The sequence below is a fragment of the Pseudarthrobacter defluvii genome (genome assembly GCF_030816725.1).
In the GTDB taxonomy this organism is placed as follows: domain Bacteria; phylum Actinomycetota; class Actinomycetes; order Actinomycetales; family Micrococcaceae; genus Arthrobacter; species Arthrobacter defluvii_A.
Genome location: NZ_JAUSYG010000001.1, coordinates 4,290,061 through 4,304,800, shown reverse-complemented (window position 1 = coordinate 4,304,800; position 14,740 = coordinate 4,290,061). Strand labels below are relative to the sequence as shown.

Genomic DNA, 14,740 nt, shown 5'->3' with positions numbered 1-14,740 from the left:
AAGCCCCTGGAATGCGGGGATATGCGGCTGTTCGCGGTAGAATTGGTGCAGATAACTGGGCGCGGATGAAACGTTGACTTCAGTCCGTTCTCCGCGCACTTTTCGTGTGCGGGGCATGGACCACCATCGTCAGCAAGTCACCGGCGCCATAAGTTTGTGCCTGTTGGCGGGTGGCTTTTCCCTTGGGAAGAGAAACCGGCCGGCCATAATCGAGAACAGAGGAGTCGCAGCGCCTGTGGCTAACGACAATACAGATATTCTGGCAGCAGATACAGCAGTCGAGGATGGCCGCACCCCTGATACTCCACCTGCGGCAGCCACTCCAAGGGAATACGGCGCCAGTGACATCACTGTCCTTGAAGGCCTCGAGGCTGTCCGCAAGCGTCCCGGCATGTACATCGGCTCGACTGGTCCCCGCGGCCTCCACCACCTGGTTTACGAAGTGGTGGACAACTCCGTGGACGAGGCGCTGGCAGGCTACTGCAGCCACATCGAGGTAGTCCTGCAGGCCGACGGCGGCGTCAAAGTGGTTGACGACGGCCGCGGCATCCCCGTGGACATGCACCCGACAGAACACAAGCCCACCGTCGAGGTGGTCATGACCATCCTGCACGCAGGCGGCAAGTTCGGCGGCGGCGGGTACGCCGTGTCCGGCGGCCTCCATGGTGTCGGCATTTCAGTGGTCAACGCCCTGTCCAGCCGCGTGAACACCGAAGTGCGGCGCCAGGGGCACGTGTGGCGAATGTCCTTTGCCGACGGAGGCAAGCCGCAGGGCAGCCTGGTCAAGGGCGAAGAAACGGATGCCACCGGTACCAGCCAGACGTTCTACCCGGATCCGGCGATCTTCGAAAGCACCGAGTTCGACTTCGAAACGCTCCGTGCCCGCTTCCAGCAGATGGCGTTCCTCAACAAGGGCCTGCGCATCACGCTCACGGATGAGCGCGACGCCGCATCAAGTGAGGCCGACGGCGACCTGGACCTCGATGACCTCAGCACCGAGGGTGAGGTCAGCGCAGAACACCGCACGGTGGTGTACCAGTACGACGAAGGCCTGTTGGACTACGTCAAGCACCTGAACTCGGGCAAGAAAGTCGAAGTGGTCCACGAGGACGTCATCGCCTTCGAAACCGAGGACAAGGAACGCCGCGTCGCCCTGGAAATGGCCATGCAGTGGACCAATGCCTACTCCGAGAGCGTGCACACCTACGCCAATACCATCAACACCCACGAGGGCGGCACCCACGAAGAGGGTTTCCGCGCTGCCATGACGTCCCTTATCAACCGGTATGCCCGGGAAAAGGGCATCATCAAGGAGAAGGACGACAACCTCACGGGCGATGACATCCGCGAGGGCCTCACCGCTGTCATCTCCGTCAAACTGGCCGAACCCCAGTTCGAGGGCCAGACCAAGACCAAGTTGGGCAACTCCGAGGTCAAGGGCTTCGTCCAGCGCGTGGTCACCGACGGCCTGGGCGACTGGCTGGAGCGCAACCCCGGCCCCGCCCGCGATGTGATCCGCAAGGCCATTTCCGCCGCACAGGCCAGGATGGCGGCCAGGAAGGCGCGCGACAACGCCCGTCGCAAGAGCCCGCTGGAATCGTTCGGCATGCCCGGCAAGCTTTCCGACTGCTCCTCGAAAGACCCGGAAAAGTGCGAGGTCTACATCGTGGAGGGTGACTCCGCCGGCGGTTCCGCCAAGCGCGGCCGCAACCCTGAAACGCAGGCCATCCTGCCGCTGCGCGGCAAGATCCTGAACGTGGAGCGGGCCCGCCTGGACAAGGCCCTGGGCAACGCGGAGGTCCAGTCCATGATCACTGCCTTCGGCACCGGCATCGGCGAGGACTTCGACCTCGCCAAGCTGCGGTACCACAAGATCGTCCTCATGGCAGACGCGGACGTGGATGGCCAGCACATCACAACCCTGCTGATGACCCTGCTGTTCCGTTACATGCGGCCGCTGATCGAGAACGGTTACGTGTACCTGGCGCAGCCCCCGCTGTACCGGATCAAGTGGTCCAACGCCCCGCACGACTACGTCTACAGCGACCGCGAACGCGATGCCAAGCTGGTGGCAGGGCAGGCAGCGGGACGCCGCATCCCCAAGGACAACGGCATCCAGCGCTACAAGGGCCTGGGCGAGATGGACTACACCGAGCTGTGGGATACCACCATGGACCCGGATCACCGCACCCTGTTGCAGGTCACCATGGACGACGCCCTTGCCGCCGACCAGATCTTCTCCGTCCTCATGGGCGAAGACGTGGAATCACGCCGCAACTTCATCCAGCAGAACGCCAAGGACGTCAGGTTCCTGGACATCTAAGGACCCGCTCCAAAGTATTCGGAACCAGACATATACCTGAAACGGAAAATAAAGAATGAGCGACGAAACCCCCGAGAATCCCGCCCCCGAGGCCGGAACTCCGGACACCGTTCTTGAAGGTGACGTGCTGATCGACCGCGTGGAGCAGGTGGATCTGCAGACGGAAATGCAGCGTTCCTACCTGGACTACGCCATGGCAGTCATTGTGGGCCGTGCCCTCCCTGACGTCCGGGATGGCCTCAAGCCCGTGCACCGCCGCGTGCTCTATGCGATGTTCGACGGCGGCTACCGCCCCGACCGTTCCTTCAACAAGTGTGCCCGCGTGGTGGGCGAAGTCATGGGCCAGTACCACCCCCATGGTGACACCGCTATCTATGACGCCCTGGTGCGCCTGATCCAGGACTGGACCATGCGCTATCCGCTGGCGCTGGGGCAGGGCAACTTCGGCTCGCCGGGCAACGACGGAGCGGCGGCTCCCCGGTACACCGAAACCAAGATGGCGCCCCTGGCCATGGAAATGGTCCGCGACATCGACGAGGAAACGGTCGATTTCCAGGACAACTACGACGGCAAGAACCAGGAACCCACCATCCTGCCGGCCAGGTTCCCCAACCTGCTGGTGAACGGTTCCTCCGGCATTGCCGTCGGCATGGCCACCAACATCCCGCCGCACAACCTGCGGGAAGTGGCCGACGGCGTGCAGTGGTACCTGGCCAACCCTGAGGCCACCCGCGAGGAGCTCCTCGAGGAATTGCTGGTCCGGGTCAAGGGCCCTGATTTCCCCACCGGCGCCACCATCCTTGGGCACAAGGGCATCGAGGATGCCTACCGGACCGGACGCGGTTCCGTCACCATGCGCGCCGTGGTTGCCGTGGAGGAACTGCAGGGACGCACCTGCCTGGTGGTCACCGAACTTCCGTACCAGGCCAACCCCGACAACCTGGCCATCAAGATCGCCGAACTGGTCAAGGACGGCAAGATCCAGGGCATTGCCGACCTTCGGGACGAAACTTCCGGCCGCACCGGCCAGCGGCTGGTCATCGTGCTAAAGCGCGACGCCGTGCCCAAGGTGGTTCTGAATAACCTCTACAAGCACACCGAGCTGCAGAGCAACTTCTCGGCCAACATGCTGGCCATCGTGGACGGCGTCCCGCGAACCCTGAGCCTTGACGCATTCATCCGCCACTGGGTGACGCACCAGATGGACGTCATCGCCCGCCGCACCAGGTACCGGCTGCGCAAGGCGGAGGAAGAAGCCCACATCCTGCGGGCCCTCCTGAAGGCACTGGACATGCTGGACGAGGTCATCGCCCTTATCCGCGCCTCCAGCACCACCGAGGCCGCACGTGACGGGCTGATGGAACTGCTGGACATCGACGAGCTCCAGGCGCGCGCCATCCTCGACATGCAGCTGCGCCGCCTTGCCGCCCTGGAACGCCAGCGGATCCAGGAAAAGCACGCTGAACTCGAAGCCCTGATCACCGAGTATAAGGAAATCCTTGGCTCCGAAGAGCGCCAGCGCGGGATCATCAGCACCGAGCTGGGCGAAATCGTGGACAAGCACGGCGATGACCGGCGGACCAGGATTCTCATGGGCTACGACGGCGACATGTCCATGGAGGACCTGATCCCCGAAGAGGAGATGGTGGTCACCATCACCCGCGGCGGCTATGTCAAGCGCACCCGCAGCGACAACTACCGGTCACAGCAGCGCGGCGGCAAGGGCATCAAGGGTGCCCAGCTGCGCGGCGACGATGTTGTGGAACACTTCTTCGTCACCACCACCCACCACTGGCTGTTGTTCTTCACCAACCTGGGCCGCGTCTACCGTGCCAAGGCGTACGAGCTGATGGAAGCGGGGCGGGACGCCAAGGGCCAGCACGTTGCCAACCTGATGGCATTCCAGCCCGACGAACATATCGCCCAGGTCCTGGACCTGAAGGACTACCAGCAGTCGCCGTACCTGGTCCTGGCCACCAAAAGGGGGCTGGTCAAGAAGACCAGGCTGGAGGACTACGACACCAACCGCTCGGCCGGCGTCATCGCCATCAACCTGCGGGACGGTGATGAACTGGTTTCCGCACAGCTCGTCTCGGAAACCGACGACCTCTTCCTGGTGTCCCGCAAGGGCCAGTCGATCAGGTTCACGGCAACTGACGACGCACTCCGCCCCATGGGACGCGCCACGTCCGGCGTGACCGGCATGAAGTTCCGCGAGGACGATGAACTGCTGGCCGCCGACGTAGTCACGGACGGTTCGTTCGTGTTCATCGTGACTGAGGGTGGATATGCCAAGCGCACCGCCGTTGAGGAATACCGCCTGCAGGGCCGCGGCGGCCTGGGCATCAAGGTGGGCAAGTACCAGGAAGAACGCGGGCACCTCGTAGGGGCTCTCATTGTCCAGGAAGAAGACGAAGTCCTGGTGGTTATGGAGGGCGGCAAGGTTGTCCGGTCCTCCGTTGCCGGAGTCCCGGCCAAGGGACGCGACACCATGGGTGTCATCTTCGCGAAGCCGGATAAGAATGACCGGATCATCGAGGTGGCACGCAACAGTGAACGCGGCCTCGAGGACGAGGAATCCGCTGGCGATGACGTAACGTTGGCTGAAGATGGCGGGACCGCTGGGGAATCCGCCGCGCCAGCAATGGCAGAAGAATCACCGGCCGTTGAGTCAGAGGACGCCTCGGGCGACGCTGAGCCGAACGAAGACAATACGGAGGTAACGAGTGAGTAATTCCGACTCATTTCCCAAGCCGAACAGCGCTGTTCCCGACGGGAACCGACCTTCAGCGGCACCCCGCGTGAACGCTCCCGTTCGTCCGCAGCAGCGCCCCGCAGCCCCCGCGGGTGCACCAGGCCAGCGGCCAGCCGCCCCCGGCCAGCGTCCGCAGCAGGGTGACCGCCCCGTGCAGCCCGGGCAGCGGCCCTTCCAGGGCCAACAGGGGCAGCGCCCCTCGGCTGCAGGCCAGCGCCCTGTGCAGGGATCGGCCGGCCAGGGCACCCCCGGACTGGTCAAACCGGCCCCCAAGGCGAAAGTCCGCCGTGCCCGGCTGCTGATCAGCAGGGTGGACCCGTGGTCCGTCCTGAAGATGGCATTCCTGCTTTCCGTGGCACTGGGCATCGTCACCGTGGTGGCTGCCATCGTCCTCTGGACGGTCCTTGACCTGACCGGGATTTTCGACCAGGTGGACAGCCTTCTCGGCACGCTCGCCGGCTCTGAAAGCGGCGGTTTTGAGCTGAAGAAGGTTGCCTCGCTGGGGCAGGTGGCCTCGTTCGCCACCATCATTGCCGTGGTTAACGTTGTCCTGCTTACGGCGCTCTCCATGCTTTCCGCGGTCCTGTACAACATCTCTGCCACCCTGGTGGGCGGCATCGGGGTAACCCTCACCGACGATTAGGAAGCCATTTCGCCCGGTTCCGGACCGGCGGAAAGGCCCGATTTGAGATCGGGCCGGGGTGTGCTGTAAAGTCATGTCTCGGCCCGATGAGGGATCGGGGCGTATAGCTCAGGCGGTTAGAGCGCTTCGCTGATAACGAAGAGGTCCCAGGTTCAAGTCCTGGTACGCCCACGGAACCTGTGCAGGTTTCAAACGGAGGTTGGTACGGTTCGCCCGTACCTGGCCGGAAGGGGGAGCATGTGAAAAAGTTGCTCGTACTGGCAGCGGCAATCGCAGGCGTCCTGGTCTACCGAAAAGCACAGGAGTCTGAAGCCCGGAAAACGGTCTGGAGCAAGTCAACCGATACGGTGGACTAGCCCGGACGCCCGCCGGGAGCTGTCAAAGGCTCCCAGGTTCTAGGGTATGATGGACGGGTTGCTTCTTATGGGGGCATGGCGCAATTGGTAGCGCACCTGCTTTGCAAGCAGGGGGTTCGGGGTTCGAGTCCCCGTGCCTCCACCATAGGAAAGTCCCGGTCAGCGTAAAACGCAGGCCGGGACTTTTGCTTTCCACGGTCGCGGGAAAACCAGTATTCAGGGGGCTGCAGTGAACTCGATCATCGCGGCCCTGGGCGTGCTGGGCGTCGCTTCGTCAGGCCCCTTGATTGCGGCCACCCTCGGGGCCACCAGTGTCAGCGCCCTGGCCATTGCCTTCTGGCGCAACGCCATCGGTTCCGCCGTCATGGCCACCCCGACCCTGGTCGGGAACCCCCGCCAGTTCGGCAGCATCACCAGCCGCGAGTTCCGCTGGTCCGCGCTGGCAGCCGTCGCCCTTGCGCTGCACTTTGCCTGCTTCATCACCTCCCTCCAGCTCACCTCCGTGGCAGCGGCCACGGCCCTGGTGTGCCTGCAGTCGGCATGGATTGCGGTCTTCCAGCTGTTGCGCGGCACGCGCCACCGCTGGCAGGTACTGGCAGGGCTGGGCATAGCCTTCGGCGGTGTCGTAGCCATCACCGGCTTCGACCTGGGATCTTCCCCGCAGGCCGTTACCGGAGACCTGTTGGCAATGGCCGGCGGTGCTTTAGCGGGGCTCTATACGCTGGCCGGCGGCAAGGCACGGCAGAGCATGACCACCGGAACCTACACCACCCTCTGCTACGGTATGTGCGCCGCACTTGTGGCCGTACTCGCCCTCTTCACAGGCCAGCCCCTGGCCGGCTTCGAGGCTGCGGGATGGCTTGGCATCGCCGCCATTACCGTGTGCGCGCAGCTGGTGGGCCACACGGCGTTCAACCACCTGCTGGCCACCATGAGCCCGCTCATCGTCTCCATGATCATCCTCCTGGAAATCCCCGGGGCAGCCTTGCTGGCTGCCGTGTTCCTGCATGAAACGCTTCCTGCGGGAACGTACGCGGGGCTCGGCCTGATCCTGGCGGGACTCGCCGTCGTGGTCCTGGGCCAAAGGACCGGCAGGGGCGAACGGACCGGCAGGGACGGCACGGACGGGGCGGCACCCCAGGAGGAACCGCCGTCGGAACGCCTCGCCGAGCTGGGAACCGACTAAAGGCTACTGGCCGCCGCGGCGCATCGGCTGGGCCGTGTTGACAGTGTGGATTGCCCTGAGCAGCTTGGCCGGGAAATACACCGAGAAGAAGACCACCATGGGAGCCTTCAGGGCCATTTTCTTGACGTTGTGCGCCTTGTACGTGCGGTCAAACCGGGTGACGTAATAGCGGTAGTCACGCGGTGAATCCTCCAGCCGGCGCGCAGACATCCCGGACACCATTTGCGGCCAGTAGCGCACCGGGAGTTCATGGTCGGCGAGGTGCAGGGACAAATCGATGTCCTCATGCATCTCGTCCTTCTCGTCCCGGCAGGTCTCGGATCGGATGGTCTCCCAGGCGCTGGCACGCAGCGCCATATTGGAACCGAAGAGGAAGTGGTACTGGTGCTTGGCCAGCTTCAGCATGAGCTGGCGCATCTTGTCATCGGCCTTGAGCCCAAAGCGGCGCATCGGCATGTCGTAGTAGACCACCGGGCCGGTGGCAGCCTGGACTGACGGGTCGGCGAATGCCTTCTGCACCTGCTCCACCCAGTCCGGCTCGACGATGGAGTCGGCGTCGATGCGTCCCAGGACGTCCCCGGTGGCGCTGTCCAGCCCGAAGTTCCGGGTGGGGATCAGTCCCTGCTCCCGGTCCTGGCTGAGAAGGATGAGGGGGCTTTCCGGATACTCGAGCTGCATTTGGCGGACAATGTCGGAGGTACGGTCTTTCGAAAGGTTGTCCACCACGATGATCTCGTGCGCGGGAACAGACTGGTAGATGGCAGCGATGAGGCACTGCCTGATCACGCTCTCCTCGTTGTACGCCGGGATAACGATGGATACGCGGAGCTGTACGTCTGCGTCGTTCAAGGCATCCCCAGAGGGTCGATTGGATTGGCTGGCATCACCACAAATCTAGCACCCGTGCCCATCCCCGCCGGGGATGGTGCGCAGGCACAGGAAAGGGGCCCCGCACGGTGAACTGGTCACTGGACGGAGCCCCCTTTGGCTGCGGCAGGAAACTAGGCCGGGCTGCTGCCCTCGCCGTCCTTTGAGGCAGTCTTTGAACCTTCTGCGGCGTCGTCGGCCACGTGCTTTGCCTTCTCGGCGGCGTCAGCAGACTTCTCCTTGACGGTCTCCGCTGCGTCGGCTGCCTTGTCCGCGACGGCGTCCGCGGCCGAACCGGTTGCATCAGCAGCCTTGTCAGCTGCACTTGCGGTGGTTTCCTTGACGTCGCTGACGGTGGTGGCAGGAACCGGCGCGGGAGTGGGGGTGACCGGCGAAGGAGTCTTCCAGGGGTCCTCCACAGGCTTGGATGCCTTCCATGCCGCAACGCCGGCGGCCACGGCAGCGGCCACCACGCCAAACACCAGCCATCCGCGCTTCTTGGGCTTCTCCGGCTGGGCCAACTGGACATCCACCGCCCGGCCGGCGCCGGTAGCGGCTGCCTTGAGCTGGGTTCCGGTCAACTGGGCCTGCTCCTGGAGGGCGTGGATGAGCCCCACATCGCCCAGCTTCTGGGCCACGGCGTCCACCCGTGCCGGTGTGTTCTCCAGGGTCCGGTGGACTGCACCGGATGCCACGCCGATCTGGTCCGAGAGCTTGGGCAAGTATTCCACCACCACGCGGTCGCGCGCATTCAGGACAACCGGGGTGGCCCTATCCAGGGCGTCGTGCAGCCTGGGCGAGGCGCCTTCCACAACATCATTGATCTTGGGGGCCAGCTGGGCCAGCCCGTCCTGGATCCGGGGAGTCACGGTGGCTACGCCGTCAGCCAGGTTGTGCGCTGCCGACTTCAGGCCCTCCTGAATCTTGGGAGATGCGGTGTCCAGACTCTGCTGGAGGCGCGGAACAGCCCAGTCCACGGCAGCTTCCACCCGGGGGGCCGCCCAATCCTTGGCGTTTACCACCGCGCTGGTGACCGACTGCTCAAGGTCACGGGCAATACGATCCGATTTCTTCACAACTACCTCCCGATTAATGTGACGGTTCTGTCGCTAGCCTACGTGCCCAGATCTACAGGGGCTATTCACTCTGCAGTTTTTAGGGCGATTTCACCCAGCGCGGAACTGCCTCCGCTGCCGCTGCCGGCCGGAACTGGCATGGGAGAATGGGGCCATGACTGCCATCGCAACTGCAAAAGCAACCATCCACACCAGCCTCGGCGACATCGTGGTTAACCTCTTCGGCAACCACGCGCCCAAGACGGTCAAGAGCTTCGTGGGCCTTGCCACCGGCGAGCAGGCGTGGACCCACCCGGAAACCGGCGAGGACAAGACGGGCACCCCGTTGTACAACGGAACCATTTTCCACCGCATCATCAAGGACTTCATGATCCAGGCGGGCGATCCGCTGGGCCGTGGAACCGGCGGCCCCGGCTACCGCTTCGATGACGAGATCCACCCGGAACTGAGCTTCAACCAGCCCTACAAGCTCGCCATGGCCAACGCCGGCATCCAGATGGGCAAGGGCACCAACGGTTCACAGTTCTTCATCACCACCATCCCCACGGACTGGCTCCAGGGCAAGCACACCATCTTCGGTGAAGTGGCTGATGAGGAATCCAAGAAGGTTGTTGACGCCATCGAGGGTGTGCGCACCGGCATGGGCGACCGTCCTGTGGAGGACGTGACCATCAACAGCATCGACATCGAACAGCTGTAACGCTCAAGCATGAGTTACGGAATTCCGTCGGCTGAGCCGTCCGCCCAGGTTCCGGTCTGCCCCCGGCATCCGGACCGGCCGTCCTATGTGCGTTGCCAGCGCTGCGGGCGCCCGGCGTGCCCCGACTGCCAGCGGGCGGCCGCCGTCGGATTCCAATGCGTTGACTGCGTCAACGAAACACAACGCACGACGCCGGAGGTACGGACTGTCTACGGCGGTGCCGTTGCCACTGGCAAACCATTGGTGACGTTTGGGATCATCGCGGCCTGCGTCGTCGTCTACGCACTGCAGATGCTCATTCCCGGCGACTGGGTCTACAAGCAGTTCGCCTACAACAACTACTTTGCCGTCCCCCAGTTCGGCGCGTTCGAGCCGTGGCGGATGATCACGTCAGCCTTCCTCCATTCCCCGGATTCGCTGCTGCACATCCTCCTGAACATGTATACGCTGTGGATTTTTGGCCAGGCCCTGGAACCCATCCTTGGCCGGGTGCGATTCCTGGCGCTGTACCTCATCTCCGCACTGGGCGGCTCGGTGGGCTACCTGCTGCTGAACCCCCTGCTGGTGCCCGGACAGGGCCTCGTGGGACTGGTGGGTGCCTCCGGTGCCATCTTCGGCCTCTTCGGCGCCATGCTCCTGGTCCAGCGTCAACGCGGTGGAGATACCCGCCAGTTGTGGATCCTGATCGCCATCAACGGCGTCATTGGCTTCCTCATCCCACAGATTGCGTGGCAGGCCCACCTCGGTGGCCTCATTACTGGCGGACTCTGCGCTGCCGTCCTTGCCTATGCCCCCCGTGGGCGCCGCCGGGGACTCATCCAGGCACTTGGCCTTGCTGCTGTGTTTGCCCTGCTGATCGCCGTGAGCTGGGTGAAGGTGGCGCTCTAGTCCCCTGAATCCCTGTAAAACAGAAACGCCCCTCGCACCATTGGTGCAAGGGGCGTTTCTGTTATCCACAGTGGTTGTCCACAGTGTTAATAACTTACAAGGCTGTAGTTTGGACGTCGCGCCCGCCTCTGACGGCTCCGTTCGGGCCCTCGGCTGACCACGGATCTTCGTTCTCCACATCTGTGGATAACCTGTGGGGATATCACTGTGCGTAAGTGGATAAGCTGAGGATTAACCGCCGTTCTGTGGAAAACACTCCCCGGCCAAGCGCGTGGAAGCCCTCCTGCCGGTGCATTCCTGTGGTTATTAACAGCGTTATACACACTGTTAATAAGTCACACTCCTGTAGTTCACGTCCCGCCCCTCGCCGTGGGAGTAGGGCAGCGGGCCGGGGGGTGGCGGGATTTCCACTCGGTTTCCCACAGCTGTGGATAACTTGTGGGTATTGCGATGTTGGTAAGTGGATAAGGGGCCCCAGCACCGGCGATATCCTGCCTATGATGGTGCCTGCCGAGCCGTTCCAACGAGAAGGACACCCGTGAGCGTTACCGAGCACCTGTACCTCGACAAACAGCATCCAGCCCTGTGGAAGGCCATCAGCGGCTTGGGCCTCAAGGTTCAGGAAGCGGCAGAGGAAGCCGGGATCGGTCGCGGCCTGCTGGAGCTGCTCAACGTCCGGATCTCCCAAATCAACGGATGCGCCTACTGCCTGGACCTCCACGTGAGGAGGGCCGGCGAGGCAGGAGAAACCCCGCAGCGGTTGGCGGTACTGCCCGCTTGGCGGGAGACAGCACTGTTTACGGACAAGGAACGGGCCGCACTGGGGCTGGTGGAGAGCATTACCGGGCTCCCTGACGAACATGCCAGGGAGTATGCTGAGGCAATGGCGCGCAAATGCCTCACGGCTGAAGAATTTTCTGCGGTGAGCTGGGTCGCCGTGACGATGAACGCCTTCAACAGGGTCTCCATCACCAGCCATCATCCCGTCCGGCGGGACCGCCCGTAGCTTTCGGGCTCCACTGCGCGGAGCGTCCGTCCACGCCGCCCGCGCGGTTATCCACAGGTATTCCACACTGTTAATAAGCGGCCGGTGAAGGGGTGGACGGGACAGCTCACCGCGCTCCGCTGCCAAAACAGCTTTCCCAAGGCAGCGAGCATCATTTATCCACAGTGTGGATAACTTTCCCAACAGCTGGGGATAACGGGCAGCGGTAGGGTCTTTAGGCCTCTTTAGGTCTGTATGGACCAGATGCCGGAGGAACCGCGACGGTGGCTGCCCAACAGATGCGTGTCCACCATCCCCACAGCCTCCATCAGCGCGAACATGGTGGTGGGACCCACGAAGGAGAAGCCGCGCTTCCGGAGCGCCTTGGACAGGGCCACGGACTCCGCCGACTGCGTGGGAATATCGGCATGCACCGCGGGCTCGGGAGTGCTGGCCGGGCGGAAGCTCCACACAAAGTCCACCAGTCCGCCGTCGTTGCGAAGTTCCAGGGTGGCCTGTGCATTTTTGACTGCGGCAAGGATTTTGAGCCGGTTCCTGATGATTCCCGGATCCTGCATCAGCCGTTCCACGTCCGAGCCGCTGAACAAGGCAACCTGTTCCGGGTCGAAGCCGGCAAAGGCCACGCGAAAGGCAGGGCGCTTCCGCAGGATGGTGGCCCAGGAAAGACCTGCCTGGAAGCCCTCCAGGCAGATCCGTTCGTACAGTCCCTGCTCGTCGGTGACGGGCAGGCCCCACTCTTGGTCGTAATAGTTCCGCAGGAGCGGATCTGTGGCAGCCCAGGCAGGCCGGGCAAGGCCATCTTCGCCGACAATCATCCCGGCGGAGTCGGGAGCCACTGCAGGCCTCCTCGGTAACGGTTGTACGTCCGGCGGCCCGCTAGGAACGCCAGCGGGTGGTCATCAGGAATCCCAGGATGGCAATGCCGAAGCCGGCGACGATGTTCCAGGACTGCCAGGCCTGGACCGGGAAGCGGCCCTCGCTGATGTAGAAAGTGATGATCCACAGGAGGCCGATAATCATCAGGCCAAACATGACCGGCTTAAACCAGACGGGATTGGGCTTGTAAGCCTGCGGGGAAGCCGGCTGGGCGGTGCTGGCGGTCTTCTTGCGAGGCTTTGACTCGGGCACTGGCTCTCCTTGACGGGCTGGGCAAGCTCGGCGGTCCGGGCTTGGTATCCTGCAAGAAGGAAATTGCCAGCGGTCTGCGCGATCTTGGTCAAATCTGGATTCTTACTAGCAGCCAATTCTAGCCGCAGTTGATGGCCAGCCGGTGCCGGCCTGACCGGGGCCTGCCAGGGTAAACGCCAGGAGGGGAACGCGTGGTAGTGCAGGAGAAGGCGGGGCAGGCCACTGCGCCAGCGCCCCGTGGTGCCGTGCTGCGCGGCACCATCCAAGTGCTGGGCGAACTGCTGATCACTGCCGGCATCATCCTCCTGCTCTTCGTGGCGTGGCAGCTGTGGTGGACCAACGTGGAGTCCGACGCAAAGCAAAGCCAGGTCATCAAAGAATTCGCCAAGGACCTGGGCGGGGAGGCCCCTGCCCCCGCAGCCACGGCCCCTTCTGCGCCTGCTGCAGGGGTGGAGGACTTCGGCAAGCCCGTCGTGGGAGCCGCTCCCGGCCACGCCGGCACCATCGGCATCATCTACATCCCCCGGTTCGGTCCCACCTACACGCGCCCCATCGTCCAGGGAACCAGCCAGGACGTCCTGGACACCCTGGGCCTTGGACACTACAGCAACACGGCGATGCCGGGGGCAGTGGGCAACTTCGCGGTGGCGGGCCACCGCCAGACCCACGGTGCGGTGCTGGACAACATCCACACGCTGGTCCCGGGCGACAAGATCTATGTACAGACCAAGGACGGCTATTACGTCTACGTCTTCCGGAACAACCAGATCGTAATGCCGTCCCGCACAGACGTGCTGGAACCGGTGCCAACCCAGCCCGGCGCCGCACCCACCGAAAGCTACCTCACCATGACCAGCTGCAACCCCCGCTTCGGCGCGGAAGAACGCATCATCGCCTACGCCCTGCTGGACAGCTGGCGACCTGCCTCCGCCGGGCCGCCCGCCGAGATCGCGGCCCAGGTTGCGGCAGCCACCGGAAGGACCTGACCGTGTACGCCTGGATTTTCCGCCACCTGCCCGGCCCGCTCTGGGCCAGGATCATCATTTCGCTGGTACTGGTCTTCATTGCCCTGGTCCTGATGGTCCAGTTCCTTTTCCCCTGGATGTCCCACTTCACCCAATTCACCGACTCAACGATTGGTTCCGCAGACCAGCCATGACAACCAAGATCCTTGTAGTGGATAACTACGACAGCTTCGTCTACACTCTGGTGGGCTACCTCCAGGAACTGGGCGCCGAGACCACAGTGGTCCGCAACGACGACGTCACGCTGGCGGAGGCGATTGAACTTGCCAGAACCCGTGACGGCGTCCTGATTTCCCCCGGTCCCGGGAACCCCGCCGAAGCTGGAGTCAGCATCGAACTGATCAAGTGGTGCGGTGAGAACAGCGTCCCCATGTTCGGCGTGTGCCTTGGGCACCAGGCGCTGGCAGAGGCCTTCGGCGGCAAAGTAACCCACGCCCCGGAACTCATGCACGGCAAGACCTCCCAGGTGGAGCACATCGGCACCAGCGTGTTCGCCGGACTCCCCTCCCCCATCACGGCCACCCGCTACCACTCGCTGGCAGCCGTCCGGGAATCCATTCCTGATGTCCTGGAAGTCACGGCACAGACTGCGTCCGGCGTGGTCATGGGACTGCAGCACCGGACGGCGCCGCTGTGCGGGGTGCAGTTCCACCCTGAATCGGTACTCACCGAGGGCGGATACCAGATGCTGGGCAACTGGCTGGAGTCGCTGGGCATGAAGGGCGCAGCTGCGCGGGCCGCGAAGCTGAGCCCGCTGATCCAGCATTAGCCGGAGCCGGCACCCGCC

General features: G+C 63.7%; 15 protein-coding genes and 2 tRNA genes. 13 read left to right on the top strand and 4 right to left on the bottom strand.

The window, feature by feature from the left end:
- Positions 1-235 precede the first annotated feature (235 nt).
- The 7 genes from gyrB to QF031_RS20130 all read left to right on the top strand — a co-directional run bounded on the left by gyrB (position 236) and on the right by QF031_RS20130 (position 7,263).
- A complete protein-coding gene (gene gyrB, locus QF031_RS20160; protein ID WP_307432401.1) occupies positions 236-2,323 on the top strand; it encodes a DNA topoisomerase (ATP-hydrolyzing) subunit B in 2,088 nt (695 codons plus the stop codon).
- A 55-nt stretch (positions 2,324-2,378) separates the two neighbouring features.
- Positions 2,379-5,057, top strand: coding sequence for a DNA gyrase subunit A (gene gyrA / locus QF031_RS20155; protein WP_307432398.1), 2,679 nt, complete (start codon positions 2,379-2,381; stop codon positions 5,055-5,057).
- On the top strand, positions 5,050-5,721 hold the full coding sequence (locus QF031_RS20150) for a DUF3566 domain-containing protein (protein ID WP_307432395.1): 672 nt from the start codon (positions 5,050-5,052) through the stop codon (positions 5,719-5,721). Before gyrA ends, QF031_RS20150 begins: the two co-directional genes overlap by 8 nt.
- 97 nt (positions 5,722-5,818) lie before the next feature.
- Positions 5,819-5,892, top strand: a tRNA-Ile gene (locus QF031_RS20145).
- 68 nt (positions 5,893-5,960) lie between these two features.
- Positions 5,961-6,077: a DLW-39 family protein gene (locus QF031_RS20140; protein WP_229748488.1), complete on the top strand. Its 117-nt coding sequence runs from the start codon at positions 5,961-5,963 to the stop codon at positions 6,075-6,077.
- A 69-nt stretch (positions 6,078-6,146) separates the two neighbouring features.
- Positions 6,147-6,222 (top strand) — tRNA-Ala (locus tag QF031_RS20135).
- Between the two features lie 84 nt (positions 6,223-6,306).
- Positions 6,307-7,263 carry a DMT family transporter gene (locus QF031_RS20130; RefSeq protein ID WP_307432393.1) on the top strand — a complete coding sequence of 319 codons (957 nt, stop codon included), beginning with the start codon at positions 6,307-6,309 and terminating at the stop codon, positions 7,261-7,263.
- A gap of 3 nt (positions 7,264-7,266) precedes the next feature.
- Here the strand turns inward: QF031_RS20130 and QF031_RS20125 are convergent, their stop codons facing one another.
- Both QF031_RS20125 and QF031_RS20120 read right to left on the bottom strand, forming a co-directional pair.
- Complete coding sequence (locus QF031_RS20125) at positions 7,267-8,112, bottom strand: glycosyltransferase (protein WP_307432392.1); 846 nt, start codon at positions 8,110-8,112, stop codon at positions 7,267-7,269.
- 152 nt (positions 8,113-8,264) lie between these two features.
- Positions 8,265-9,206, bottom strand: a complete 942-nt coding sequence (locus tag QF031_RS20120) for a hypothetical protein (protein WP_307432389.1) — start codon at positions 9,204-9,206, stop codon at positions 8,265-8,267.
- A gap of 154 nt (positions 9,207-9,360) precedes the next feature.
- Between QF031_RS20120 and QF031_RS20115 the strand changes: the two genes are divergently transcribed.
- The 3 genes from QF031_RS20115 to QF031_RS20105 all read left to right on the top strand — a co-directional run bounded on the left by QF031_RS20115 (position 9,361) and on the right by QF031_RS20105 (position 11,800).
- A complete protein-coding gene (locus QF031_RS20115) occupies positions 9,361-9,906 on the top strand; it encodes a peptidylprolyl isomerase (protein WP_307432386.1) in 546 nt (181 codons plus the stop codon).
- 9 nt (positions 9,907-9,915) lie between these two features.
- Complete coding sequence (locus QF031_RS20110) at positions 9,916-10,794, top strand: rhomboid family intramembrane serine protease (RefSeq protein ID WP_307432383.1); 879 nt, start codon at positions 9,916-9,918, stop codon at positions 10,792-10,794.
- A gap of 538 nt (positions 10,795-11,332) precedes the next feature.
- The gene (locus QF031_RS20105; RefSeq protein ID WP_307432381.1) at positions 11,333-11,800 is read left to right on the top strand and encodes a carboxymuconolactone decarboxylase family protein; all 468 of its coding nucleotides are present in this window, start codon (positions 11,333-11,335) and stop codon (positions 11,798-11,800) included.
- A 224-nt stretch (positions 11,801-12,024) separates the two neighbouring features.
- Here QF031_RS20105 and QF031_RS20100 read toward each other — a convergent pair whose 3' ends face one another.
- Both QF031_RS20100 and QF031_RS20095 read right to left on the bottom strand, forming a co-directional pair.
- On the bottom strand, positions 12,025-12,615 hold the full coding sequence (locus QF031_RS20100; protein ID WP_370874575.1) for a DNA-3-methyladenine glycosylase I: 591 nt from the start codon (positions 12,613-12,615) through the stop codon (positions 12,025-12,027).
- A 61-nt stretch (positions 12,616-12,676) separates the two neighbouring features.
- On the bottom strand, positions 12,677-12,928 hold the full coding sequence (locus QF031_RS20095) for a cell division protein CrgA (RefSeq protein ID WP_307432377.1): 252 nt from the start codon (positions 12,926-12,928) through the stop codon (positions 12,677-12,679).
- A gap of 191 nt (positions 12,929-13,119) precedes the next feature.
- Here QF031_RS20095 and QF031_RS20090 point away from each other — a divergent pair, with 191 nt between their 5' ends.
- The 3 genes from QF031_RS20090 to QF031_RS20080 are packed head-to-tail and all read left to right on the top strand — an operon-like array spanning position 13,120 to position 14,722.
- On the top strand, positions 13,120-13,914 hold the full coding sequence (locus QF031_RS20090) for a class E sortase (protein ID WP_307432375.1): 795 nt from the start codon (positions 13,120-13,122) through the stop codon (positions 13,912-13,914).
- Positions 13,915-13,916: 2 nt separating this feature from the next.
- Positions 13,917-14,087: a hypothetical protein gene (locus QF031_RS20085; protein ID WP_307432373.1), complete on the top strand. Its 171-nt coding sequence runs from the start codon at positions 13,917-13,919 to the stop codon at positions 14,085-14,087.
- Positions 14,084-14,722 (top strand): aminodeoxychorismate/anthranilate synthase component II, encoded by a 639-nt coding sequence (locus QF031_RS20080; protein WP_307432371.1) that lies wholly within the window; start codon positions 14,084-14,086, stop codon positions 14,720-14,722. Before QF031_RS20085 ends, QF031_RS20080 begins: the two co-directional genes overlap by 4 nt.
- Positions 14,723-14,740: the final 18 nt, after the last annotated feature.